General features: G+C 66.0%; 20 protein-coding genes. 7 read left to right on the plus strand and 13 right to left on the minus strand.

What is annotated here, in order from left to right:
• Positions 1-60 precede the first annotated feature (60 nt).
• Positions 61-603, plus strand: a complete 543-nt coding sequence (locus F467_RS0103670) for a shikimate kinase (RefSeq protein WP_018175257.1) — start codon at positions 61-63, stop codon at positions 601-603.
• Between the two features lie 27 nt (positions 604-630).
• Here F467_RS0103670 and F467_RS0103675 read toward each other — a convergent pair whose 3' ends face one another.
• Both F467_RS0103675 and F467_RS0103680 read right to left on the minus strand, forming a co-directional pair.
• On the minus strand, positions 631-1,068 hold the full coding sequence (locus F467_RS0103675; protein WP_018139048.1) for a nuclear transport factor 2 family protein: 438 nt from the start codon (positions 1,066-1,068) through the stop codon (positions 631-633).
• Positions 1,068-1,478, minus strand: coding sequence for a nuclear transport factor 2 family protein (locus tag F467_RS0103680; protein ID WP_018139049.1), 411 nt, complete (start codon positions 1,476-1,478; stop codon positions 1,068-1,070). The genes F467_RS0103675 and F467_RS0103680 overlap by 1 nt, the downstream gene beginning before the upstream one ends.
• A 115-nt stretch (positions 1,479-1,593) precedes the next feature.
• On the opposite strand from F467_RS0103680, the gene F467_RS0103685 reads away from it, so the two are divergent.
• On the plus strand, positions 1,594-2,472 hold the full coding sequence (locus F467_RS0103685) for a carbohydrate kinase family protein (protein WP_018139050.1): 879 nt from the start codon (positions 1,594-1,596) through the stop codon (positions 2,470-2,472).
• Here F467_RS0103685 and F467_RS0103690 read toward each other — a convergent pair.
• The 6 genes from F467_RS0103690 to F467_RS0103715 form a co-directional block, all read right to left on the minus strand.
• Positions 2,469-3,035 (minus strand): peroxiredoxin, encoded by a 567-nt coding sequence (locus F467_RS0103690; RefSeq protein ID WP_018139051.1) that lies wholly within the window; start codon positions 3,033-3,035, stop codon positions 2,469-2,471. The two genes, F467_RS0103685 and F467_RS0103690, sit on opposite strands and share 4 nt — an antisense overlap.
• Entirely contained in the window at positions 3,032-5,386 is a 2,355-nt protein-coding gene (gene dsbD / locus F467_RS0103695; RefSeq protein ID WP_018139052.1) for a protein-disulfide reductase DsbD, read from the minus strand. The genes F467_RS0103690 and dsbD overlap by 4 nt, the downstream gene beginning before the upstream one ends.
• Positions 5,374-5,721: a divalent-cation tolerance protein CutA gene (cutA, locus tag F467_RS0103700; RefSeq protein ID WP_018139053.1), complete on the minus strand. Its 348-nt coding sequence runs from the start codon at positions 5,719-5,721 to the stop codon at positions 5,374-5,376. The genes dsbD and cutA overlap by 13 nt, the downstream gene beginning before the upstream one ends.
• A gap of 13 nt (positions 5,722-5,734) precedes the next feature.
• Positions 5,735-6,598 carry an efflux RND transporter periplasmic adaptor subunit gene (locus F467_RS0103705; RefSeq protein WP_018139054.1) on the minus strand — a complete coding sequence of 288 codons (864 nt, stop codon included), beginning with the start codon at positions 6,596-6,598 and terminating at the stop codon, positions 5,735-5,737.
• A 3-nt stretch (positions 6,599-6,601) separates the two neighbouring features.
• Positions 6,602-7,864: a TolC family protein gene (locus tag F467_RS0103710; RefSeq protein WP_018139055.1), complete on the minus strand. Its 1,263-nt coding sequence runs from the start codon at positions 7,862-7,864 to the stop codon at positions 6,602-6,604.
• Between the two features lie 140 nt (positions 7,865-8,004).
• A complete protein-coding gene (locus tag F467_RS0103715) occupies positions 8,005-8,559 on the minus strand; it encodes a thioredoxin family protein (RefSeq protein ID WP_018139056.1) in 555 nt (184 codons plus the stop codon).
• A 189-nt stretch (positions 8,560-8,748) separates the two neighbouring features.
• Between F467_RS0103715 and F467_RS0103720 the strand changes: the two genes are divergently transcribed.
• The 5 genes from F467_RS0103720 to F467_RS0103740 all read left to right on the plus strand — a co-directional run bounded on the left by F467_RS0103720 (position 8,749) and on the right by F467_RS0103740 (position 13,114).
• Entirely contained in the window at positions 8,749-9,234 is a 486-nt protein-coding gene (locus F467_RS0103720; RefSeq protein WP_018139057.1) for an FxsA family protein, read from the plus strand.
• 135 nt (positions 9,235-9,369) lie between these two features.
• Complete coding sequence (gene groES, locus F467_RS0103725) at positions 9,370-9,660, plus strand: co-chaperone GroES (protein WP_018139058.1); 291 nt, start codon at positions 9,370-9,372, stop codon at positions 9,658-9,660.
• A gap of 50 nt (positions 9,661-9,710) precedes the next feature.
• Entirely contained in the window at positions 9,711-11,369 is a 1,659-nt protein-coding gene (gene groL, locus F467_RS0103730; protein WP_018649196.1) for a chaperonin GroEL, read from the plus strand.
• Between the two features lie 412 nt (positions 11,370-11,781).
• Complete coding sequence (locus F467_RS0103735; RefSeq protein WP_018993115.1) at positions 11,782-12,423, plus strand: OmpA family protein; 642 nt, start codon at positions 11,782-11,784, stop codon at positions 12,421-12,423.
• A gap of 190 nt (positions 12,424-12,613) precedes the next feature.
• The gene (locus F467_RS0103740) at positions 12,614-13,114 is read left to right on the plus strand and encodes a thioredoxin fold domain-containing protein (RefSeq protein ID WP_018139061.1); all 501 of its coding nucleotides are present in this window, start codon (positions 12,614-12,616) and stop codon (positions 13,112-13,114) included.
• A 73-nt stretch (positions 13,115-13,187) separates the two neighbouring features.
• On the opposite strand, the gene F467_RS0103745 is transcribed toward F467_RS0103740, so the two are convergent.
• The 5 genes from F467_RS0103745 to F467_RS0103765 form a co-directional block, all read right to left on the minus strand.
• Positions 13,188-17,336, minus strand: coding sequence for a translocation/assembly module TamB domain-containing protein (locus tag F467_RS0103745; RefSeq protein ID WP_018139062.1), 4,149 nt, complete (start codon positions 17,334-17,336; stop codon positions 13,188-13,190).
• Positions 17,333-19,063 carry an autotransporter assembly complex family protein gene (locus F467_RS0103750; RefSeq protein WP_018139063.1) on the minus strand — a complete coding sequence of 577 codons (1,731 nt, stop codon included), beginning with the start codon at positions 19,061-19,063 and terminating at the stop codon, positions 17,333-17,335. Before F467_RS0103750 ends, F467_RS0103745 begins: the two co-directional genes overlap by 4 nt.
• A 172-nt stretch (positions 19,064-19,235) precedes the next feature.
• Positions 19,236-20,351, minus strand: coding sequence for an ABC transporter ATP-binding protein (locus F467_RS0103755; RefSeq protein WP_018139064.1), 1,116 nt, complete (start codon positions 20,349-20,351; stop codon positions 19,236-19,238).
• Between the two features lies 1 nt (position 20,352).
• Complete coding sequence (locus tag F467_RS0103760; protein ID WP_018139065.1) at positions 20,353-22,032, minus strand: ABC transporter permease subunit; 1,680 nt, start codon at positions 22,030-22,032, stop codon at positions 20,353-20,355.
• Between the two features lie 217 nt (positions 22,033-22,249).
• Positions 22,250-23,287, minus strand: coding sequence for a Fe(3+) ABC transporter substrate-binding protein (locus tag F467_RS0103765; protein WP_018139066.1), 1,038 nt, complete (start codon positions 23,285-23,287; stop codon positions 22,250-22,252).
• Positions 23,288-23,379: the final 92 nt, after the last annotated feature.

Below are 23,379 nucleotides of genomic sequence, written 5' to 3' on the forward strand. Positions count from 1 at the left end.
GAAAAGCCGGGGCCTGTCCCCGGCTTTTCTTTGTCCAGCGAGGCCAGTAGCCTTGCCGCCATGCAGAACATTGTCCTGGTAGGGCCCATGGGGGCCGGCAAGAGCACAATCGGGCGCGGGCTGGCGGGGCTGCTGCGGCGCCCGTTCTTCGACACCGATCAGGAGATCCAGCGGCGTACCGGCGTGGATATACCCACGATCTTCGAGTTCGAGGGCGAGGCGGGTTTTCGCAAGCGCGAGTCGGCGATGCTGCAATCGCTACTAGAACGCGATGGAGCGGTAATCGCCACAGGCGGCGGAATCGTCGAGCGCCCGGAGAACCGTGACCTCCTGCGCGAGCACTTCGTGATCTACCTGCGCGTCCCGGTGGACGAGCAGTTCCGGCGCACGCGCCGCAATCGCAAACGCCCCCTGCTGAACGAGGTGGCAGACCCACGGGCCAAGCTGCAGGAGCTGTTCGAGCGCCGTGATCCGCTTTATCGGGAGATTGCGAGCATGACACTGGAGGGACGGGGACGACGCGTGCGCGATGCCGTTCGCGGGGTCTGTGATGCCCTCAAGGTCCAGCGTCCGGATCTGTGCCAGCCCCGTTCAGAGGGCTGAGTCTTTCGCGCCAGAACCGCTTGCACGTCAGTGTCGGGTGGAGCCGCCCCCATCCGGCACGAACATCCCCTGCTGCGAGGGCGGTGCGCGGCGTCCGTGCGAGGCATGGTGAAACTGGAGTCGCCAGCTATCGCCGCTGCGGCGCCAGGTCTGGCTGATCAGGATGGTCCCGGTGGCCGCGACATCGCCGGGGCGGGTAATTGCCTCCTCGATCACGAGACTCAGGCTTTCGGTCGTTTCCTGGCGCCCGACGATGCGCGGCTCGATCCCGATATTCAGCTCGCGTGCGAATACCAGTAGCCAGCTCTCCATCACCTCGGAAACCCCGCGATGCGCGCGTGGGCTGCCCGGGTGCACGCAGACGATATCCGGGCGTTCTGCCCATAACCGCATCATCCGCTCAATGTCCGCGGCACGAAAGGCCTCGTAGTAGGCCGCCAGGCGTTCGTCGCTCGCCCCGCCCATCAGTGCACCCGTCCTGTATCCCAGGCCGGCGGCGGGTCGGGATCGGGGCTGGCATGATGCAGGAACATCCGCCAGCTCTCGCCCTCGAGGCGGTAACCATTCGTGGCCAACATCACGCCGCGGCGTTCGCCGCTGACGTAGAGGTTTTCGCGCAGGGTGTGGATCACCAGGTCCTGCCCCGGGATGATGTTCAGCTCGGTGCGGTGGATCACGACGCCTCGCATGTTCGGCAGGATGTCGTCCCAGCTCTCGAGGATGACGTCGGTCCCGAGCAGGCGCTCGCCCCCGGGGTGAATACAGACGCATTCGGGACTGTCCAGCCAGATCGTGCGCATGGCGTCGGAGTCGCCTGCTTGAAAGGCCTCGTAGAACGCCGCCTCGGCGGTTTCCGGGGAGGGGAAGGTTGCCATGCCGCTCGTCGTGATCGGGTGAGGCCACATTGTCGCAGGCTGTCGTCGGGATGTCGCGGATGACGCCGGGCTTCGCGGCCCGCACAATACAGCCCGGTCGAATGACGAGAGCAGCATGGCGCGCATCCTGACAACGGGCATTGCAACCCTGGATCACACTCTGGACGTCGAGCGCTATCCGCGCGAGGACGACGAAATTCGCGCCCTGGCCAGCTCCTCTCAGCCAGGGGGCAACGCGACCAACACTGCCCGCATCCTTGCGCAGTTCGGTCATCGTGCGGCCCTGGCCGCCGTGTTCGCGGAGGATGGGTCGGGTGACTGGCTGCGGGAACGCCTTGAGGCGAGCGGCGTCGATACAGGCGCGTGTGTGCGGCACCCGGGCGCGACCCCGACCTCGCATATCCTGCGTTCGCGCGACTCGGGTAGCCGTACCATCGTGCACCACCGCGACCTGCCCGAGCTGAGTGCAGCCGATCTGAGGCGGATCGCGTGGGAGGAGTACGACTGGCTGCATTTCGAGGGGCGCCAGCCGGAGACCTTGCGCGAGATTCTGCCCCGGGTCCGCGAAGCCGTAACGGACCAACCGATCTCACTGGAACTGGAGAAGCGACGCCCGGGTCTGGAGGCGTGTCTCGAGTGGGCCGATGTCCTGATGCTGTCGCGGGACTGGGCGCAGGGAATTGCGGCACGCCCTGACGAGGCCGCGGCCGAACTGGCCCGCCGTTACCCCGGGCGTATCGTAACCGTGACGGCCGGAGCCGAGGGGGCCTGGCTCGCACAGGATGAACTACAGGTCTATTGCGCGCCCACCCCGGGTTTGCGTGTCGTCGACAGCGTGGGAGCTGGCGATACCTTCAATGCCGGGCTGATCAATGCACTGGTCTCGGGCGAGCCCCCCGAACAGGCGCTCGTGGCGGCCGTGCGCCTGGCGGAATGCAAGCTCCAGCAGGCGGGATTCGATGGCCTGGCCGCCGCTGCCGTCGCACGCCCTTAGAGGTAATCGTCCAGCCAGGCCTGCAGGTCTTCTTCCTCGACCTCGCCGCGATGGGTGTCACGGATAATGCCATCGCGGTCGATCAGCACCGTGTAGGGCAGTGCGCCGATGCGGTTTCCGTACTTGCGACCGACTTCCACGGCCTCGTCCTGGCCGATCAGGATCGGAAATTCGATCCCGAAGTCATCGACGAAGTGCTGGGTTGCGCTGAGTTCGTCCACGGCGACGGCGACGATGGTGAAGCCATCGTCCCGATGCTCTTCCCAGGTCTCCTGGAACAACGGCATCTCTTTCTTGCACGGCGGGCACCACGTCGCCCAGAAGTTGAGCACGATCAGGTCGCCATCCCACTCGCTCAGCTGGCGGTCGTTACCGTCCAGATCTGGAAGGGTGAAGTCGATGCGGCGGTCACCCTGGGCCTCTTCGGCGGCGGCCTCCGCGGCTTCGCCCCCATTTGCCTCGGCGGTATCCATTTCCGGTGTCGGTTCCTCGCAGCCGGCCAGCAGGAGGGCACCGGCGGCGGCAAGGGCGATCCAGCCAAATGTGTGCGAGCGATGCTTCATGGCGTCACCCCGAGCGCATTTTCTACATGGGCCAGGAAGCGGTCGGCGTTCAGGTAGCCCACGTTGCGATAGTTGCGCAACTCGTTGCCGTCGGAATCCCAGAAGATCATCGCGGGCGGCCCGAACAGGTTGAACTCGCGCATCAGGTTGCGGTGCTCGGAGGTGTTGTCGGTCACATCCACCTTGAGCAGGTGCACGTCCGCCATCGCACTGATCACGCGCTGGTCCTGGAAGGTCGTCCGTTCCAGGCGCACACAGTCCACGCACCAGTCGGCATAGAAGTCCAGGAACACCGGCTGGTTGTTGTTCTGGGCCTGTTCCAGCTCGCGTTCCAGGTCATCGAGGCTGTCGATGTAGGTGAACTCCATCTCCGTGGGGCCGGAGCGTTCGCCACTGGCCGTCATCGTCGGCTGGTTGAGTGTGGCCAGCGGGCGGAAGACGTCCTTGCCGCCGGTGGCCGCGCCCAGCATCAGCAGGATGCCGTAGATCAGAAGGACTACACCCAGGCCCTTCCACAGCGTGTACCAGCCCGAACTTCCCTCCGGCAGGGTGCGCAGCGCGCCCATGTACACCGCCGTCACGATCAGCAGGATGGCCCACAGGAACATCGCCAGCTCGCCCGGGATCACCCGTTCGAGCAGCCAGATCCCGATCGCCAGCAGACCCACACCGAATACCGCCTTGATGGTGTCCATCCACGGGCCGGCCTTCGGCAGCAGGCGGCCGGCCGAGGTGCCGATCACCAGCAGCGGGGCACCCATGCCCATACTCAGGGAGAACAGGGCGATGCCACCCAGGACGGCGTCACCGGTATGGCTGATGTAGAGCAGGGCGCCAATCAACGGCGCGGTCACGCACGGGCCGACGATCAGGGCCGAGAGGAAGCCCATGATCCCGGCGCCCATGTAGGTGCCGCCTTCCTGACGGTTGCTGATCTGCGACAGCTTGCTCTGCACGCCGGCCGGCATCTGTAGTTCGTAGAAGCCGAACATCGACATCGCCAGCGCAATGAAGATCGCCACGAACGTGCCGATGATCCAGGGGTTCTGGAAGGCCGCCTGCAGGTTGGCCCCGGCCAGGCCCGCGAATACCCCGGCGATGGTGTAGGTCAGTGCCATCGCCAGCACGAACACCAGCGAGATCAGGAATGCCTTGCGGGTGGTCAGGTTCTTCTGCCCGATGATGATATTCGACAGGATCGGGATCATCGGGAATACGCAGGGGGTGAACGTCAGCAGCAGCCCGAAGCCGAAGAAGGCCAGGGCCACCAGCCAGATCTGACCATCGGCCAGCTGGGCCGCGATGCGGTCCTGCTGGGTGACGGGGGCGGCCGCCTCGTCGTCCTCTTCCGGGGCGGCATCGGTGGTCTCGATCTCGTCCAGGGCTTCGTCGCCGGTCTCCGGCAGGGCGTCTTCGTCGGCCTCTGCGGCCAGGTCGGAGTCGAAGCTGACCGAGACCTCCTGGGTCAGCGGCGGGTAGCACACGCCCCCGTCCCAGCAGCCCTGGTAGTCAATCGCCAGGGTGATCTCGGAGACGTCGTCCGCGTCGCGCAGTATCGGGACCAGGATCTCGACCTGGTCGCGATAGATCTCGGTCTCGCCGAAGAACTCGTCCTCGTGACGTTCGCCCTCGGGCGGGTTGACCGGTCCCAGCTCGATCCCGTCGCCCTCGGCGATGCGCACGTCGAGCTGGTCGCGGTAGAGGTAGTAGTCCTCGGCGATTTCGAAACGCAGGATGACCGCATTCTGGCTGATGGCCTCGAGCGAGGCGGCGAAGGCCTCTTCCGGCTCGAGCAGGTCGTCGGCGGCACCCAGGTCGCCGGAGAGGTCGCCCATCTCGTCCAGGGCGCTGCGCTCCTCATCGACGGCTTCGTCTTCGGTCGCCTCTTCACCGTTCTCGCCCGGCAGGCCCGGGAGCTCCAGCGATACGGTCTGGAAGTGGGGCGGATAGCACACGCCGAGGTCGGCGCAACCCTGCGAGCGCGCGGTCAGTTCGATCTCGGTGCTTTCAGCCGCGAGGATCGGAAGCTCGATGCTGATCTCGTCGCGATAGGTCTCGACCTCGCCGAAGAACTCGTCGGTCTTCTTCTCGCCGTCGGGGATGTTCGGTTCGCCGAGCTCCAACCCTTCGCTCTCGGGTTCGAACTCGAACTGCTCGCGGTACATGTAGTAGCCGTCCGCGATCTCCCAGGTCAGGCGGATCGTGTCGGCGTCAATGGCCTCCGCGCTCAGGCTGAACGCATCATCCGGGTCCAGCAGATCGTCATCGAAGATGGCGTTCGCCAGGGCCGGGGTCAGCAGGAACGCGACCAGGAAGGTCGCCAGCCAGTTGCGCAGATTCAGGAGGTGCATTGCGTTATCCAGTTCAGGTAATCCGGGGACCCGTGCGTGATCGGCACGGCGATAATCTCCGGGGTCTCATACGGGTGATGTTCCGTCAGGTGGGCCTGCAACTCATCGCGGGCATCGACGGAGGTTTTGATCAGCAGTGTGACTTCGGAATCGGTCTCGATATTCCCTTTCCACACGTAAATTGAGCGTCCGGCCGGGAGGATGTGCACGCAGGCCGCCAGGCCGCGCTGGACCAGTTCACCCGCCAGGGTCTCGGCCTCGGTGGGGTCGTCCAGTGTGGTGAGTACCAGCCAGGCGCGCACGTTCGAGTTGTCGGGTTCCTTGTCCGGCATCATCGACTCTTGGGCATCAGGAGTTTGTGCGAAGTTCGATCCGGGCCGGCTGGCCGGGGCGCAGCACGGCATCGTCGCTCGGCGAGAATTCGGCCTCGATCCGGTATCCCTGATCCTCGTCTTTGCCTACAAGTTCCCAGCCGATCCGGTCGATCGTGCCCGAAAACTCGTGCTCGCCAACCGTAATCGTGACCTCCTGCCCCTCGCTGAGCGACTGAATGCGCTCCGGTGCCACCAGGGCGCGGACCCGCATGGTGTCCCCGGCCCCCAGTACCGCCAGCACGGCCGGCGCCAGGGCGGGATTCACGAACTGGCCGGGGGAGACATCAATACGCGTGACGCGGCCGCTGGCCGGCGCGCGGACTGTGGCGTCGTCGCGATCGGCGCGCGCCCGGTCGCGCTGGGCGCGCGCCTCGGCCAGACGCGCGGCGACGGTGGCCTGCTGGATGCGTGCCAGTTCCACCTCGCGCAAGGCGATCAGGGTCTGGTCGTACAGGTCCTCCGCCTTTTCGACCTCGCGATTGGCCTCGTCCAGTTCCAGTTGCAGGCGCTCGATGGCGGCCTGCGCGGCACGCAGGTCCGCCTCGACCCTCCGCGTATCCAGGCGGAACAGGGCGGCGTCCTGGTCGACATGCTCGCCCGGGCGGACCTCGATCACCTCGATCTTGCCGGCCACCGGTGCTGTGATGCGGTAGGTCTGGCCCCAGTCGAGCTGACCCTCAAGTGCGTCGCTGTCGTCGGTCGCCAACCCCGTGGAGGGCAGTACCAGCAGGGCGCAACAAGCGAGCGCCGAGAGCAGCAGTCGTCGGCCTGGGTTGCCCGGGATCAGGCGATCGATGGACATCGGGTGTTCTCCCTCGGGGCGCCCGCGGGCGCGCATTCGTTATTCCCGTTCTGCCATGGCCGTGCCGGCCAGGCGAAAGGGGCTCAGGTCGCTACGGCCGGTCAGCAGCGCGAGGCGCTCGTAGACCATAGCCAGTTCGAACTCGGTCTGGGCATTGAAATAAGCCGCCGCACTTTGCTGGACCATCGAGTCGCCGAGATCGGCCTGGTCCTCGATGTCGTACAGGTAGCGGGCGCGGTCGATATACAGCTGGCGATAATCCATGCGCCATTCGGCCTCGTCACGCTGCATCCGCAGGGCCTGGGCCTCGTGATAGAGCTCGCGCAGGCGGTTGCGGGCCTCGATCCGTGCCTGCCCCAGGTCCGCCTCCGCGCGCTGCCGGGCCGCGACCGCATGCCCGACCCGGCTGTCCTGGCGGCGCCCCTCGTACAACGGCACTTCCAGCACGAGCCCGGCGGCAAAGGGGTTGCGATCGCCGCCAAACTCGCGGTTCCAGTAGCCCGTCTCGGCCTCCGCATACAGGCGTGGGCGGCGCTGGGCGCGGGCCGCATCCACGCCGCGTGCGGCGGCCTCTACTTGCAGGCGCTCGGCGGCAAGGGTTGGATTGGCGCTGTCGAGTTCGGCCATCAGGTCGTCCAGGCCCGGGAGGTCCGGGAGATCCAGCGGCAGGGCGGGTGCCAGGACGGTGCGGATGCGCTCGCCGGGTCGGTTCAGGGCCTCGGCCAGCTCGTCGCGGGCTCGGCGCTGATTCTGCAGCGCGCGCTGGCGCTGCACGCGCAGGGTCTGGTACTCCGACTCCAGGCGAAAGACCTCGATATCCGAGACCTGTCCACGCTCGGCGCGTTCTTCCGCACGCTCCTTGCTGACGAATGCGGCTGCCATGGCCTCGGTGTCGCGGGCAAAACCGAGATCGGCGAGCAGGACGTTGAAGTACCGCTCCATGACATGCAGCGAGTGCCGGGCGTGCGCCAGGATCTCCATCTCGCGGGCGGCCTCGAGGCGCTGGGTGCTGGCGGCCTCGCGCGCGTTCGACTGGCCGAAGTCGCTCAGCAGCTTGCGGGCGACGATGGTGGCCCGCGAGTCGTTGCGGCTCTGATCCGGGGCGAGGTCATTGGGCTCGATCCAGCGAGCCTCCAGCCGCGCATTCACCGTGACGTCGCGCCCGGCCTGGGTGCCGGCCAGTTCCTGTTCGGCGATCTCGCGTTCCGCCCGCGCCCGTCGGACCTGTGGGTGGAGGGCGTCGACCGCGGTCAGCGCGCTTTGCAGCCGCAACGGCTCGGGCAGTGGTTCGGGATCGATCACGCCATCTGCCGGAGTGTCCAGTGCGCCACCGGTGGCAGGCAAAAGCGCAACGCCGAGTGCGACGAGGCTGGCCAGAAGGGGCGTTACCATTCGACGCCGCGCTTGCCGGCGCGCCGCATGTGCTGGATGCATCGGGGTACCTATCGTCCAGCGCGTTCGCGACGGAAGCGGGTGAAATTGCCGTCTTCGTAATGCCCTTCGGCGACGAACTCGCCCAGCAGCAGGAATTCGTCGACATCCCGGGTAGCCCCGGTAAAGCGAGCGATGGGTTCGCCTTCCAGGTTGAAGAACTGGAATACCGGCGTTGCACGCACCCGAAAGTCGCGGGTGGCGAAGTCCATCATCGTCTTGGTATCGCCCTCGAAGGTGACGACCTCAATCGAGCCTTCGACATCCACCGCGAAGATGCGGAAGCGGTCCTTGTAAAACTCCTGCACTTCCGGCTGATTCAGGACCTGATTCTTCATGCGGTGGCAGAACGGGCAGTCATCCATCTCGAAGAACAGCAGGATGCCTTTCTTGCCGGCCTCGCGGGCCTCTTCCAGTTCTTCCTGGAAGTCGCCGAAGGTCGGGTCGAAGAAGTGGTGGTTCGGATCGCGCGGGTCTTCCACGCCAGCGCTGCCCAATCCCGGGAGCAGCAGGAGCAGGGCCGCCAGTAGGGCGGGGAGCAGGGAAATGATGCGGCGCGGTCTCATGCGGCTGGGCTCCGGATTTCTGAAGACGTTCACAGTTAAGACGGGCCAGAGCGTCCCTCAATTCCCTCTCGGTTGCAAGGAAAAGAGAGCGAAGCGAGCGTTGGTGGCATGCCCCCTGAGAGGGCTGTTCGACAGCGGTTTGGGGGCGTGTTCCAATGTTCTGCTCTTCTTTTATGGAACCCGTTATTCATGCGCAGCCCCTTCCTCCCGTTGTTTGTTTTTCTCGGGTTGGTATTGCTCGAGATCTTCGGCTTTGCCTGGGTGGGCGACGCTGTCGGGGCGCTCGCCACGGTGGCGCTGGTGATCGCGACGGCCGCGGCGGGTCTGCTGCTGTTTCGCCTGCAGGGCTTCTACCACTGGCGCCGCTTGCAGCAGAGCCTGGCCCGCGGCGAGATGCCTGCGCGCGGGCTGGTCGAGGGCTGGCTGCTGATGTCGGCGGCGGTCCTGCTGCTGTTGCCCGGGTTTTTCACCGACGCGGCGGGCTTTGTGCTGCTGGTGCCGCCGCTGCGGCGCTGGGCGGCCGAGGGCATCCTGCGTCGGGGCATGATCCGGGCACGCACGAGTGGCTCGGGTCCGGCCGGGCCGGGCGGCCCGATCGAGGGGGAGTTCCGTCGCCACGACGCCGGTGACGAGTCCGCGCCCGATGATCGCCTGGACCACGACGACCGCCGCTGAGAATTCTCCTTCCCCGCGCCCTTGACTCGGCTTGGTGTGCCCCTATTATTAGCACTCGTTCGGGGTGGGTGCTAACAGGGCGCCTACCCGACATCCTCCAACCTGTTAAGAACATCGATATAAGGAGTTCGCACCATGAACCTGCGGCCTTTGCACGATCGCGTCATCGTGAAGCGTATGGAAGAAGAACGCACCAGCCCCGGCGGCATCGTGATCCCGGACTCGGCGGCCGAAAAGCCGATTCGCGGCGAAGTGGTTGCGGTCGGTAACGGCAAGATCCTGGAAAGCGGCGAAGTCCGCGCCCTGGACGTGAAGGCTGGCGACAAGGTGCTGTTCGGCAAGTACTCCGGCACCGAGGTCAAGGTCGAAGGCGAAGACGTCCTGGTGATGCGCGAAGACGACATCATGGCCGTGATCGAGGGCTAAGCCCCGCGGATCCGCCCCTATCCCCATTTTTTGCAGGAGTAGAACGAGACATGAGTGCTAAAGAAGTCCGTTTTGGTAACGACGCCCGCACCCGCATGGCCAAGGGCGTGAACACCCTGGCCAACGCCGTGAAGGTCACCCTCGGTCCCAAGGGCCGCAACGTGGTCCTGGACAAGGCCTTCGGCGCCCCGACTGTCACCAAGGACGGCGTGTCCGTGGCCAAGGAAATCGAACTGGATGACAAGTTCGAGAACATGGGCGCCCAGCTGGTCAAGGAAGTCTCCTCGCAGACCTCCGACGCCGCCGGTGACGGCACCACCACCGCGACCGTGCTGGCTCAGTCCATCGTCCGTGAAGGCATGAAGGCGGTCACCGCTGGCATGAACCCGATGGACCTGAAGCGCGGCATCGACAAGGCCGTGAAGTCCGCGACCCAGGAACTGAAGAAACTGTCCAAGCCGTGCACCGAGCACAAGGCGATCGCTCAGGTCGGCTCGATCTCCGCCAACTCCGACACCGCGATTGGCGAGATCATCGCCGATGCGATGGACAAGGTCGGCAAAGAAGGCGTGATCACCGTCGAGGAAGGCTCCTCGCTGGAGAACGAGCTGGATGTCGTGGAAGGTATGCAGTTCGACCGCGGCTACCTGTCGCCGTACTTCATCAACAACCAGCAGAACATGAGCGCCGAGCTGGACGACGCCTACATCCTCCTGTTCGACAAGAAGATCTCGAACATCCGTGATCTGCTGCCGATCCTGGAAGGTGTGGCCAAGTCCAACAAGCCGCTGCTGATCATCGCCGAGGACATCGAGGGCGAGGCCCTGGCCACGCTGGTGGTGAACTCCATGCGCGGCATCGTGAAGGTTGCCGCCGTGAAGGCCCCGGGCTTTGGCGACCGCCGCAAGGCCATGCTGCAGGACATCGCCGTGCTGACCGGCGGCCAGGTGATCTCCGAAGAGGTCGGCCTGTCGCTGGAGAAGACCACGGTGGAAGACCTGGGTCGTGCCAAGAAGGTGCAGGTGACCAAGGAAAACACCACGATCATCGACGGCATGGGTCAGAACAAGGACATCAAGGCCCGCGTCGACCAGATCCGTGCCCAGATCGAGGAAGCGACTTCCGACTACGACAAGGAAAAGCTGCAGGAACGCGTGGCCAAACTGGCCGGTGGTGTGGCGGTGATCAAGGTCGGTGCTGCCACCGAGGTCGAGATGAAAGAGAAGAAGGCCCGCGTCGAGGACGCCCTGCACGCCACGCGTGCGGCGGTTGAAGAAGGCGTGGTCCCCGGCGGTGGCGTGGCCCTGCTGCGTGCCTGTGCGGCGATCGCCAAGCTCAAGGGTGACAACGACGAGCAGACCGCCGGCGTGAACATCGCCCGTCGCGCGATGGAAGAGCCGCTGCGCCAGATCGTCTACAACACCGGCGAAGAGCCCTCCGTGATCCTGAACAAGGTCCTGGAAGGCAAGGGTAACTACGGCTATAACGCCGCGTCCGGCGAGTTCGGCGACATGATCGATATGGGCATCCTGGATCCGACCAAGGTGACCCGCTCGGCGCTGCAGAACGCCGCGTCCGTGGCCGCCCTGCTGATCACCACCGAGGCCATGGTGGCCGAGCTGCCGAAGAAGGACGACGGCGGTGCCGGTGGCGGCATGGACGACATGGGTGGTATGGGCGGTATGGGAGGCATGGGCGGCATGATGTAAGCCGCTCGGCCTTTTGTGACGCCAAGCAACAGGAGACCCCGCTGCGGCGGGGTCTTTTTGTCTGGATCGCGCCACCCTGTTCTTGTACATCGGAACCCACAAGTAATCTGTGTGTCCTTAAGGGAACAAGGTTCTAGGTAAGGTCGGCGTTTTGATGGGCAGGTAGTTGCCCTGATCAGACAGAAGAAGGGAGTCGCCTGATCACAGGCAGGTGTTTCCTTAATGTGACAACGTTGTGATGCCGATACAATTCTTGGCTGGAATGCGTGCAAAACCGGAAAGCATGTGCCACTATCAAGCTGCTGTAGAGGGCTTGGCGCTCGCTGCTCCAGATTCCGGTCGGGAGTCAACCGTTCGGCAACGCGCTTGTCTCTGATCAGTCGTCGTTTGTTTTTACAAGGAGGCTATGAACATGAATCACAAGCTGGTTAAGAATATTCTGGCCGCGTCCGTGGCCACGCTGCTGATCGGTACCGCGAGCCAGGCAGTGGCTCAGGAGCCGCCGGCGGCCAACGTCACCGACCGCAGCGGTAATGTCGTGATGGATCGCTCTGGCGAGTGCGTGCGCACCCGTTCCTGGGCACCGGAAAACGTCCGTCATTCCGAGTGCGCCGGTTACATCCAGGAAACCGCGGAGGCCCCCGAGCCGGATCCGGCCCCCGAGCCCGAGCCCGAGCCCGAGCCCGAGTTTGAAACCACCACGCTGAGCGCCCAGGCCCTGTTCGATTTTGACAGCGCCGAACTGCGTTCGGAAGGCCGCGATGCCCTGCGTGAACTGGCCCGCAGCCTGACCGCCGACGACGCCGAGTACAGCTCGGTGCTGGTCGAAGGTCACACCTGCACCATCGGCCCGGCCGACTACAACCAGGGCCTGTCCGAGCGTCGCGCCCAGTCCGTGGCCGACTTCCTGGCCAGCGAAGGTGTGCGTGAAGACGACATCCGTACCGTGGGCTACGGTGAGGACCGCCCGACCGCCGACAACTCCACCCGCGAAGGCCGCGAGGCCAACCGTCGCGTGGAAGTGACCTCCGACGTGCGTCAGCGCGCCGACTAAGGTCTCTATAGCTGTCGGTATCCGGCCATCGGTTCGTCCGATGGTCCGGGAATCAGGCCCCGCCTCGGCGGGGCCTTTTTTATGAAGGGTCTTGGAGCCCTGGTTATGTGGTTGCGGCGCGGGGGCGCGTTAAGTTCCGGTTAAGCCTTCCGTCCTAGACTAACTCCAAAACCGGAGGACCTTACTGATCATGAATCTGCATACGCTCAAGCTACACAAGGGCATCCGTCTGGTCGGCCTGACGATCGTCCTGATGCTCGGGGGCATGTTGCTGTCTGGCGCCGCCTCCGCGCATGGGATCGAGCGGGCCACGGATCTGCAGTCCCTGGTGCAGAACGGGGACGGCAAGCCGACCCTGATCATGTTCGCCTCCGACAGCTGTCCCTATTGTGATCGGGCGGAACACCAGCACCTGGGTCCGATGAGCGAGGATGCGAGCTACGAGGGTATCCACATTCGCAAGGTCATCCTCAACCGTGACGAGGTGCGCGACTTCGACGGCGAGGTGCGCCGCGGTCACGAGCTGGGCCGTGCCTACGGGGCGCGTGTGGTCCCGACCATCATGGCCTTTGACGCCGAGGGCAATCCGGTGGGCCAGCCGCTAGTCGGTATCCCCAACGAGCAGCTCTACCGCAGCCAGATCCGTCAGCGCATTCAGCAGGCTATCCGCCACAACGGGGAATCGAGCTAGATAGACGCACCAGAGGTCGGAACGCGCGAAGAAGCTGGAGCGATCTTGACAGGCCCCGGAGCCTGGTTCGGGCTTAGCGTTCGATCCGGTAGATCAGGTCTACGGTCTGCTCGGTGGTGCCGGAGGAGGTCTCCAGTGTCAGCCGCCGGCTGAGCTCGTAGCTCAGCAACACCCGCGAGGTATTGTCGAACAAGCCCACCGAGTAGCGCAGCAGCAGGCGCGGGGACAGATACAGCCCCAGGGTCAGGGCGCTCTCCTCGATACCGCCTTCAGTATCAATCGTAACCTCGTCCAGCCCCAGTTCCGTCCCGATCCGCTGGGTGATCAGCGCGCTTTGTTCGAGGCCGTAGGCCGCGGCCGCCGACGCGATCATGTTGCCGTCCGACTCCGACGCCCCCGAGAGTGGCCGTCCGGTCAGCAGGAAGGCCATGGCTTCGGTCTCGTCCATCGCGGGTTCCGAGAACACCCTCGAGCGCAGGTTGTCCGGGGTCCCGCCGATCTCGAGGCCCACCGTTACGTTGTACTCGCGTACCGTGCGCACGGCGCGCAGGTCCAGTTCCGGTGTTTCCGCAGGCCCCTGGAACAGCAGGATGCCGCGGTCGACTCGCAGATCCTGTCCGTAAGCATTGAAGCGCCCCTCGGGGATGCGAATCTCCCCGAACAGCTGGGTCGGACGCCCGGCAATCTCCTCGACATCCACTTCGCCGGCAAAGCGGGCCGTAAGCCCGTGGCCGTCAAAGCGCACGTCGTCACCCAGACGGATGCGGATGCGGATATCCGTCTTCAGCGCCTGTGCCTCTTCCAGCTCCTCGCCCAGGATGATCTCGTCTCCGGAGACGCGGATCGCGCCCGGGGGCAGGTCCGGTGGGCGGATTCGGGCCCACGGCAGCAGCACCTCGCCGCGCACGCGGATGCCGTCCTCGGGCGTGAACACCAGCTCCAGATCCGGTGTGATCGTCGCCTCGGCGTCCACCCGATTGACGGCGAGGAAGTCTTCTCCGCGCAGCTGCATCTCGGCACGCGGTCCATCACCCCCCAGGTCCACGCGACCCGCGAGGTCGATGGCACCATCGCCTGACTCCAGCCGCCCGTCCAGGGTCATCTCCTCGGCGGAGACGACGTTTGCGGTCACCTCGGGGATCAGGATGTCGATCCCGGCATCCGGGATCAGCACGCCCCCGTCGGTAAAGCGCACGGCGCCCTCGACCAGCGGGGCGTCCAGGCGCCCGCCGAATGTCAGACGGGCATCGAGCACGCCGCGAAGGCGCTGAATGTCGGGGCTTGCCGCCGCAATCCAGGACAGATCATCGAGGCGGGCCTCGAAATCGCCATCGATGCGCGTATCGTCGCCGTCGGGACGTAGTTCGAGTGTCGCCCGTGCGATACCGCCATCGAGAAAGCCGAGTCGAAAATCGACATCCACGTCGCGGTCGCGTACCCGCGCATCGAGATGGACATCCCGGTAGGGCACATCCTGCAACTCGCCATCCTCGTCGCGCACCATCAGGCGCCCATCCGTCGGGCGTACGGCCAGATCCGCGTCGATGCGCCCCTGCTCATCCAGGCGGCCGCTGGCCTCGGCATTGATCTGCCCCTCGATGCCCAGTTCAGGCGGCAACAGGGGCTCCAGCCAGCCAAGCTCCAGGTTCTCCAGGAGTGCACTGAAGTCTCCGCCTGTCGCCTCCTGCCAGCGACCTTCGGCGCAGATGCGCCCGCCTTCCCGGGCCAGGCACAGACGCTCGAGGTCTGCGGACTCCGGGCCGCCTTCCAGGCCGACCGGGGACGGCAACGACCAGTCGCCCGCCTGGGGTTGCGTCAGGTCCAGGCGGGTCAGCCGGCCGCTCCAGTGCGTGGCGTCGAGGTCGAAGCCCCCCGCCATCGCCAGTGCCAGCGTACCCAGTTCCCGGCCATCCACGTCCAGATCCAGGCGATGGTCGTCGACGGTCCCCGAGGCCCTCAGGTGCACGTCGGCCAGGTGGATCCCGGTGGCCGGTTCCAGGTCCTCCAGCCGCAGGTCCAGCCGGGCGGGGGTGTCTTCCGCGAGCCCGGCCTCGGCGTTCAGCTGCAGCCGCGCCAGCGCGATATCCCCCAGCCGGAGGCCGGCACCGTCGCCTTCGGCCGCTACCTGTGGCGCCTCGGGAGACCCGGTGACGTGCGCATCCAGGTTCAGTTGTCCCGCAAGGTCGGGCCATAGCTGCTGCAGTTCCGGGGCATCTACCCGCAGGCGGAAATCCAGCACCTCGGTCCAGCGGCCCTGTGCGCTCAGGGTGTTGGCGCCGAGCGCCAGCTCCAGTTGTTCGACCGTCAGGGCATCGCCTTCCAGCTCGGCTCGGCCGCGCCCTTCGACCGGCTGCTCGCGCAGGGTGCCGGTCAGGCGCTCCAGTTCGGCCTGCAGATGCAGTACGCCGTCCTCGGCCTGCCCGCCGCGGGTGCTGAGTGTCAGGTCGAGGCGGCCGGGTGCCTCGGGTGTGATGATGGCCGGGTCCAATGCCTCGGCCTGCAGTGCGAGGTCCCAGTCGAGACCCTCGGCCCAGCCTACGTCTCCCGCCAGATCCAGGCGCCCGCCGTCGTCCATCGCCAGGCGCAGGCGATCGATCCGGGCGCCGCTCTCGGTCAGGTCCACGCGCCCGTCGCCGGTCACGCCAATGCCATGACTTTCAGCCCGCAGGGGGTCCAGGCGCAGCTGGGCCTGGAGCTGTCCCGAGGCGGGGGTATAGCGGCCGGACACGGCGATGCGCAGCTGATCCAGGTGACCTTCCAGCTCTTCCTGCAGGCGCGCGAGATCCGGTGCGGTCAGTGCCAGATCCATTTCGAGATCCAGCGCGTGCCCCGGATCGGACAGGTCCCCGCCCAGCCCCGCGACCTGTCCACTGAGGGCGGCCGTCAGGGCGTCTTCGTCGACCTTGAGTTCGCTCTCGCGCAGGCGGGCCGTACCGTCCGCGAGCGTCAGGCCCAGCTGTCCGGTCAGGGCGTGGTCCTCGAAGTGGCCTCGCAGCTCGTCGATGTCGATCGCGGCTTCCAGGGCCGCGAGTGGTGTCTGTTCGCTGTCCAGCGGGAGGCGGCCCCGCAGGGTGGCCCGGAGCCGCTCCAGGCCGGCGTCCATTTCCAGACCCAGGGGGGCGGGGTCGAGGTCGTCGAGCGCCAGTTGCAGGTCCCAGTCGAGGACCTCGTCGAAGCGGATGGGTCCGGCGAGCGCCAGGCGTCCGGCCTCGGAATCCAGCCTCAGTGAATCGATCTCGGCCATGGACAAATCACCATGGGCCTGTAGCACGAGTTCGACTGCCGGCATGTCGTCCAGCCGGGCGCCGCCATCCAGGCCCAGCGACCAGTCGTCGGGCTCGCCGGAAGCACGCAGCCGTCCCATGGCGAGATGCGCGGTCTGGTCCGGGGCGAGACGGTAGGCGAACGGGGTCCAGGTGGCCTCGATGTCGAAGCGCGGGTCCTCCAGCACATTGACCACCTCGGCCTGCAGGGTCAGATCCATGCCGGCGCTCAGGGCGTGATGCAGCCGCAGGCGCTCACGCAGGTGTCCGTCCAGCTCCAGCCGCCCTTGTGCCTCGTTGGTGTCGAGGCCTTCGGCCACGGCGTCCGGCAGGGGCGCGGTCCAGGTGCCCTCGGCGTTCACCGCGTAGCCACCTTCAGTCTCGACCCGCGCCTGTAATCGTGCCTGGATCTCCGGCATGTCCAGGTCGAGGTGCTGGAGTTCGATCAGGGCGCCGCTGGCGCGGGCCTGGGCCGCGATCTGCGTGATGGTGACCAGCGGCTCGCCTTCGCGGTAGACCCGCAGGTCGCTCAGCAGGACATCCTCCAGCTGCACGGCCAATGGGAGGCGGATCGCATCGGGTAGTTCGAACGGCTCTTCGTCGTCATCGATCGCCTCGGGTGGCAGGTCGATCAGCAGCCCGGTCGCATGTACAACCGGGATCCGCAGCTCACCGCGCAGGCCGGCGCGGGCGTCGATGCCCAGGCGGCCCTCGTCCAGTTCGATGCGGGGGCCGTCCGGCAGGGACAGGTAGAGACCGTGGATTGCGAGCTCGGTGAACAGCGTGCCCTCCACGCGTTCGATGCGCAGATCCACTGGGGCGTGCTGCTCGGCCTGTTCGACCAGCCAGCGCGTGCCGCTCTCGGAGGCGAGCAGGGCGACCAAACTCCCGATCACCAGGACCAGGAGCAGCAGGACCCCGCCGATCAGCCACAGCAGTGTCTTGCCCAGGCGCCTCACAGGTCCGGCCCCATGGAGAAGTGGATGCGGAAGTCGTCATCGGAATCCGGGCCGTGGGCAATGTCGACGCGGATCGGTCCCACGGGCGAACGCCAGCGCACGCCCACGCCGACGCCGTAAACCGGGTCGAACTCGGTCCATTCGTTGACAACGTTGCCCGCATCCACAAAGGCGGCGGCGCTCCAGTTGCCGCGAACCGGGATGTCGTACTCCAGGCTGCCGACCACCTTGTGGCGCCCGCCGATCACGTCGCCGTCCTCGTTGGTCGGGCCGACCTTCTGGTAGCCGTAGCCGCGGATGCTGGCGTCCCCGCCGGCGAAAAAGCGCAGGGAACTGGGTAGTTCGTGGACCGAATCCACCTCGGTGAATCCGGCATCGGCGCGGGCCAGGACCCGTCCCGGGCCGATGGCGCGTACGACTTTGCCGCTGGCCAGCACCTGAGCGAACGAGGTGCTGGATAGCAGCTCTTCCTGGGCCCCCTGCACGGTGATGTCGAAGCGGTAGCCGCGGCGTGGGGTCATCGGGTCGTCCGCCTCCATGCGGCCGATGCGGTAAGACGGGATCAGCAGGCGGCTGCGATCCGTCTCTTCGCCGACGGTGTAGTCCTCGTACTCGTAGCGCAGGCCCTCGGTGGTTTGCCAGCCGCCGGTTCGCTGCAGCACGCGGTTGGCCCCGATCTGGAAGCGGTCCGACTGCTGGGAATCGGTGTCCTCGGTGCGGTAGGTCGTGAACAGGTTCAGCTGCTCGCGCAGCGGGTCACGCAGCGGGATCGCGTAGTTGAAGCCCACACCGGAGCGTACCGGGGAGGCCTCCAGCTCCGCGTGATAGCGGTGACCGCGCTTGTTGGCATAGCGGTTCTCGAAACGAAAGCGCAGGCGCGGGCCGATATCGGTGGAGTAGCCGATGCCGGCCTCGTAGCTGTGCCGCCGACGAGGCTCGAACTCGGCCACGATCGGGACGTGGCGGTCCTCGGCCTCGTCACGCAGGGGGCGTACCCGTACGCCGGAAAAGTACCCCGAGTCATTCAGGTTTCGCTGCAGCGCGATGATCTGCGAGGAGCTGTAGGGGTCGCCCTCCTCGAAAGGGATCATGCGCTCGACGAACTCTGGCGCCAGGATGTCCTGGTCCAGCGTGACCCGGCCGATGCGGTATCGCTCCCCGGTGTCCATGTGCAGGCGGATGGTCGCGGTGCGGTTTTCGCGGTCGACCTCCAGGCGGCGGGTGTGCAGGTCCGCGTCGAAATAGCCGCGATCCGCCGCAATCCGCGTCATGCGATTGCGCAGGGTGTCGTAGCGGTCATGGCGCAGGACATCGCCTTCCTGGATGTCGGTCTGGCTGAGTACGGCCTCGAACGCGAGATCGCCGACCCCCTCGCCGGTGACCTGGATGTCGACGGTTTCCACTGTGGTCGGAGGGCCGGGATCGAACGTCAGGTGCAGGTCCCAGCAGCCGTCGTTGTCGCGTTCCAGACTCAGGTCCAGTTCGGCATCGTAGTGGCCGACGGCGCGCAGGGCATTGCGGGCTCGCTCCTCCATATCGCGTAGCAGGCGGCGCTCGCGAAAGCCGGGCAGGTCGCAGGGCTGACGCGCCAGGTTGAGGCTGTTGCGAATGTTCTCGCGCTGGAGCTCCGTGCCGCCCTCCAGCACCAGGCCCGGTACCGGGCCATTGTCCTCGTCGGCCGCCAGGGGGAATGCCAGCAGCGCCAGCAGAATCCCGATCCATCTCATCCGCCGAACCGCATGCGCATGCAGCAGGGAAAATGGATGCGGGCGAGGAAGAAGGGTCATGGATCGATGATAGCGGGAAGCCGCAGGGCTTTGGGAAAAGGGGGCGTCCCTATCAGTGTCTTGCCGCGGACGTGAGTTCCCGACAAGGATCACGTCAGTGTCTCCCCTGGGTTCAGACGCTCGGGCAGTCCACTCCGCTCCCGCGCGAGAACACCACCAGATGGGTGAAGTCCAGGCGCAGGCGCACATGCTCGCCGATCACGAAGTTGTCGTGGCTGGGTGCGATGCACAGCACACTGATCCCGTCGGGGAGCCTCAGGGTGTAGAGGAAGTCAGCCCCGCGGAAGGCCTTGTCCAGGATCTCGGTTTGCACCGTGCCCTGTTCGTTGTCGATGGCGATATCGTCCGGGCGTACCAGCACGTCCACCGCAGTGCCCGGCGGGAGCTGCTCGGACATCGAACCCTGGATCTCGCCAAAGGCCGTGTCGACCTGGTCCTCGGTGCATACCATGCCGGGGATCAGTGTGCCCTCGCCGACAAAGTCCGCGACAAAGCGGTCGGCCGGGCGGTGGTACAGGTTATAGGCGGTATCCCATTGCGCAATGCGGCCCTGGTGGATCACCGCGATGCGGTCAGCAAAGGCGAAGGCCTCGTGCTGGTCATGGGTCACCAGGATCGCGGTGGTGTGCTCCGCACGCAGGATGCGCCGCACCTCGCGGGCCAGGTCACCGCGCAGCTCCACGTCCATGCTGGAGAAGGGCTCGTCCAGCAGCAGGAGCGCGGGTTTCGGCGCCAGGGCGCGCGCCAGTGCGATGCGCTGCTGCTGGCCGCCGGACAGGGCGTGCGGATAGGACTCGCCGTATCCGGACAGGCCGACGAGCTTCAGCAGTGTCTGAACGCGATCGGTACGTGCATCGCGGCTCCAGTCGCGGATGCCGAAGGCGATGTTGTCGGCGACACTCAGGTGCGGAAACAGCGCGAAATCCTGGAACACCATGCCGACGCCACGGCGTTCCGGGGGCACCGTGTGTCCGGGCTCGCTGACGGCCCGCCCGCCCAGATGAATGGCCCCGCGCATCACCGGTTCGAAGCCCGCAATCGCGCGCAGCAGGGTGGTCTTGCCGCAGCCGGAGGGGCCCAGCAGGCAGCCGATCTGCCCCTCGGGCAGGGCCAGCGAGACCCCGTGCACCACAGCCTTGCCGTCATAGCCGATGTCGATGCCATCCAGTTCCAGCAGTGGCGTATGGGTGACCTGGATGGCGGCGTTGGAAGTAGCGGCTTGTGTCATGTCAGGTCGTACCGGCGGGCATGGGGAGCGGTTTCTGTGGCGCGTCGGCCTCGGTGTCCGGGCGCTGGTCGGGTGCGCCCTGACCGGGTCGCGAGCGACCGATGGTCATCGACAGCAGGATAACGGGAACCAGCCCGACCAGCACGATGGCCAGTGCGGCACTGGAGGATTCCGCCAGCCGTTCGTCGCCGGCCAGCTCGAAGGCGCGCACCGCGAGGGTGTTGAAATCGAACGGGCGCAGGATCAGCGTCGCAGGCAGCTCCTTGAGTACATCGACAAAGACCAGCAACAGTGCCGTCAGCAGGGTGCCGCGCATGATCGGCAGGTGTACGCGGGTCAGGGTCTGCAGGGGACGCATGCCGAGCGAACGGGCGGCGTCGTCCATGCTTGGCTGGATCTTGCCCAGCCCCGCCTCCACGGTCTGCAGCGAGACCGCGAGAAAGCGCACCGCGTAGGCGAACAGCAGAGCGAACACGGTGCCGGACAGCAGCAGCCCGGTCGACAGCCCGAAGGTGTCGCGCATGAAGCCGTCCAAGGCGTTGTCGAAGGCGGCGAACGGGATCATCACGCCAATCGCGATCACCGTGCCGGGGATCGCGTAGCCCATGCCCGCTACGCGCACGGCGAGGTTGGTAAAGGTCCCGCCTTGCATGCGCTTGGCGTAGGCCAGAACCAGGGCCAGGACTACTGCGATCACGGCAGCGGCCACCGCCAGCCAGAAGGTGTTGAACACCAGCTCGGCGAAGCGGGCGTTCATCCAGTGGTCGGTGGTTTGTGCCGCCCAGATCGTGAGCTGGGCGGCGGGCAGCAGGAACCCGAGCACCACCGGCAGCAGGCAGGCGGTGAACGCCGCCGCGGCCTTCCAGCCCTGCAGGTGATAGCGCGGCAGGGTGGAATAGCGACGGCTGGTGTGATGGAAGCGGGCCTTTGCGCGCGACCAGCGCTCCAGCACGATGAGTATGAAGACGAAGGTCAGCAGCACCGCCGAAAGCTGCGCGGCGGCGGCCGGGTCGCCCAGTCCGTACCAGGTGCGGAACACGCCGGTGGTAAAGGTGCTGATGCCGAAATAGGCGACCGTGCCGTAGTCCGCGAGCACCTCCATTAGCGCAAGGGTCAGCCCGGCGATAATCGCCGGACGGGCCAGCGGCAGGGCCACGCGACGAAATCCGCCGAATGGCCCCTGACCGAGCGTGCGCGAGACCTCCAGCACACAGACCGATTGTTCGAGAAAGGCCGCGCGACTGAGCAGGTACACATACGGATAGAGCACCAGCATCAGCATGACCATCGCCCCGCCGAGCGAGCGGATCTCGGGGAAGAAGTACTCCCCGTAGCCCAGCCCGGTCAGGTCGCGGATCAGGCTCTGCACCGGCCCGGAGAAGTCCAGCATGCCGGTATAGGTGTAGGCGATGATGTAGGCCGGCATCGCCAGCGGCAGCATCAGCGCCCACTGAAAGATGCTGCGTCCGGGGAACTCGCACATGCTCACCAGCCAGGCGACCGGGACGCCGATCAGCAGCACCCCGATGCCGACACCGACCAGCAGGGCCAGGGAGTTGGTGACGTAATCGGCCAGTACCGTCTGGCGCAGGTGTTCCCAGACCTCGCCCGCGGGGATGAACACGTGCCCGAAGATCACCAGCACCGGCAGTGCGAGCACCAGCGCCACCGTAATCGCCACGACCGACCACAGACTGAACGACAGTCGCGGCCGGCCCCGAGAAATGGTTCGCGTAGCGGGCAGGGCTGGGTTGGAGGGCTGGGCGCTCATGGAGTGCGAATAATAAAGGTTCTTGTTTCGAATACCACCAAGACCGCTCCTCCATTAAAGGCTTCGCAGAAACAGTAAGCCCCCGGACGGAGCCGGGGGCTTGCGAAACGCGTGGACCCGAAGGGCATCAGCGCCAGCGTACGCGGTCCATGATTCGCACCGCCTCGCTATTGTTGTCGCCCAGCAGGTGCAGCTCGATGTCGTCGGACTTGAACTCGCCAAAGCCCTGCAGGATCTCGCTGGCCGGCACGTCATCCCGGATCGGGTATTCCTGGTTGGCCTCGGCGTACCACTGTTGCGCCTCCTGCGAGGTCAGGAACTCGATCAGGCGGATGGCGTTGTCGCGGTTCGGGGCATGTGCCGTCACGCCCGCACCACTGATGTTCACGTGTGTGCCGCGGTCGTCCTGGTTGGGCCAGAAGACGCCGATCTGTTCGGCGACATCGCGGTCGCTGCCATCGCCGTCCAGCATCAGCCCCAAGTAGTAGGTGTTGGCGATGGCAACATCACAGACCCCGTCGGCCACTGCGCGAATCTGGTCCCGGTCGCCGCCCTGCGGTCGGCGCGCCATGTTGTTCACGATGCCGGCGGCCCAGGCCTCGGCGGCCTCCGCGCCCTCGGTCGCGATCATCGCGGCCACCAGCGACTGGTTGTAGACGTTGTCGGACGAGCGGATGCAGATACGACCTTCCCATTTCTCGTCGGTCAGGGCCTCGTAGGTGGACAGGTCATCCGGATCGACCCGGTCCTTGTGATAGAGGATTGGGCGCGCGCGCAGCGACAGGCCGTACCACTCGCCTTCCGGATCGCGATAGCGCTCGGGGATGTTTTCGGTCAGCGTGTCGGATTCCACGGCCTGCAGCACGCCCGCCTGCTGGGCGTGGTGCAGGCGCCCGGCGTCCACGGTGATCAGCACGTCCGCGGGCGAGTTGCGTCCCTCGTGGCGCAGGCGTTGCAGCAGGCTGTCCGCGCTGCCGGTGACCAGATTCACCTTGATCCCGGTCTCCTCGGTGAACTGCTCGAGCAGGGGCTGGATCAGATTCTCCTGCCGCGCCGAGTAGAGGTTCACTTCATCTTCGTCGGCCGGGCTGCAGCCGACCAGGGGCATGGAGACGGCCACGGCTGCGGCGGCCATCACCAGCCAGGAAAGGGGGCGAAACGACATACTGAATCTTCCATTGATCAAATTAGACGAGAACGATTGTTATTTGTGTTCTCATCCTTGTCAACGATTTTCTGCTGCCGAGTTGGGGCTTT

The sequence above is a fragment of the Thioalkalivibrio sp. ALJ12 genome, from assembly GCF_000378305.1.
In the GTDB taxonomy this organism is placed as follows: Bacteria; Pseudomonadota; Gammaproteobacteria; order Ectothiorhodospirales; family Ectothiorhodospiraceae; genus Thioalkalivibrio.

Excerpts from the sequence above, each read along its gene's own strand:
- F467_RS0103740 (WP_018139061.1), top strand. The coding sequence starts at position 12,614 with ATGAATCTGCATACGCTCAAGCTACACAAGGGCATCCGTCTGGTCGGC.
- cutA (WP_018139053.1), bottom strand. The coding sequence starts at position 5,721 with ATGATGCCGGACAAGGAACCCGACAACTCGAACGTGCGCGCCTGGCTG.
- F467_RS0103705 (WP_018139054.1), bottom strand. The coding sequence starts at position 6,598 with ATGCGCGCCCGCGGGCGCCCCGAGGGAGAACACCCGATGTCCATCGAT.
- F467_RS0103675 (WP_018139048.1), bottom strand. The coding sequence starts at position 1,068 with ATGGGCGGGGCGAGCGACGAACGCCTGGCGGCCTACTACGAGGCCTTT.
- F467_RS0103670 (WP_018175257.1), top strand. The coding sequence starts at position 61 with ATGCAGAACATTGTCCTGGTAGGGCCCATGGGGGCCGGCAAGAGCACA.
- F467_RS0103690 (WP_018139051.1), bottom strand. The coding sequence starts at position 3,035 with ATGAAGCATCGCTCGCACACATTTGGCTGGATCGCCCTTGCCGCCGCC.
- groL (WP_018649196.1), top strand. The coding sequence starts at position 9,711 with ATGAGTGCTAAAGAAGTCCGTTTTGGTAACGACGCCCGCACCCGCATG.
- F467_RS0103755 (WP_018139064.1), bottom strand. The coding sequence starts at position 20,351 with ATGACACAAGCCGCTACTTCCAACGCCGCCATCCAGGTCACCCATACG.
- F467_RS0103685 (WP_018139050.1), top strand. The coding sequence starts at position 1,594 with ATGGCGCGCATCCTGACAACGGGCATTGCAACCCTGGATCACACTCTG.
- F467_RS0103680 (WP_018139049.1), bottom strand. The coding sequence starts at position 1,478 with ATGGCAACCTTCCCCTCCCCGGAAACCGCCGAGGCGGCGTTCTACGAG.
- F467_RS0103735 (WP_018993115.1), top strand. The coding sequence starts at position 11,782 with ATGAATCACAAGCTGGTTAAGAATATTCTGGCCGCGTCCGTGGCCACG.
- F467_RS0103750 (WP_018139063.1), bottom strand. The coding sequence starts at position 19,063 with ATGAGATGGATCGGGATTCTGCTGGCGCTGCTGGCATTCCCCCTGGCG.
- F467_RS0103715 (WP_018139056.1), bottom strand. The coding sequence starts at position 8,559 with ATGAGACCGCGCCGCATCATTTCCCTGCTCCCCGCCCTACTGGCGGCC.
- F467_RS0103720 (WP_018139057.1), top strand. The coding sequence starts at position 8,749 with ATGCGCAGCCCCTTCCTCCCGTTGTTTGTTTTTCTCGGGTTGGTATTG.
- dsbD (WP_018139052.1), bottom strand. The coding sequence starts at position 5,386 with ATGCACCTCCTGAATCTGCGCAACTGGCTGGCGACCTTCCTGGTCGCG.
- groES (WP_018139058.1), top strand. The coding sequence starts at position 9,370 with ATGAACCTGCGGCCTTTGCACGATCGCGTCATCGTGAAGCGTATGGAA.
- F467_RS0103765 (WP_018139066.1), bottom strand. The coding sequence starts at position 23,287 with ATGTCGTTTCGCCCCCTTTCCTGGCTGGTGATGGCCGCCGCAGCCGTG.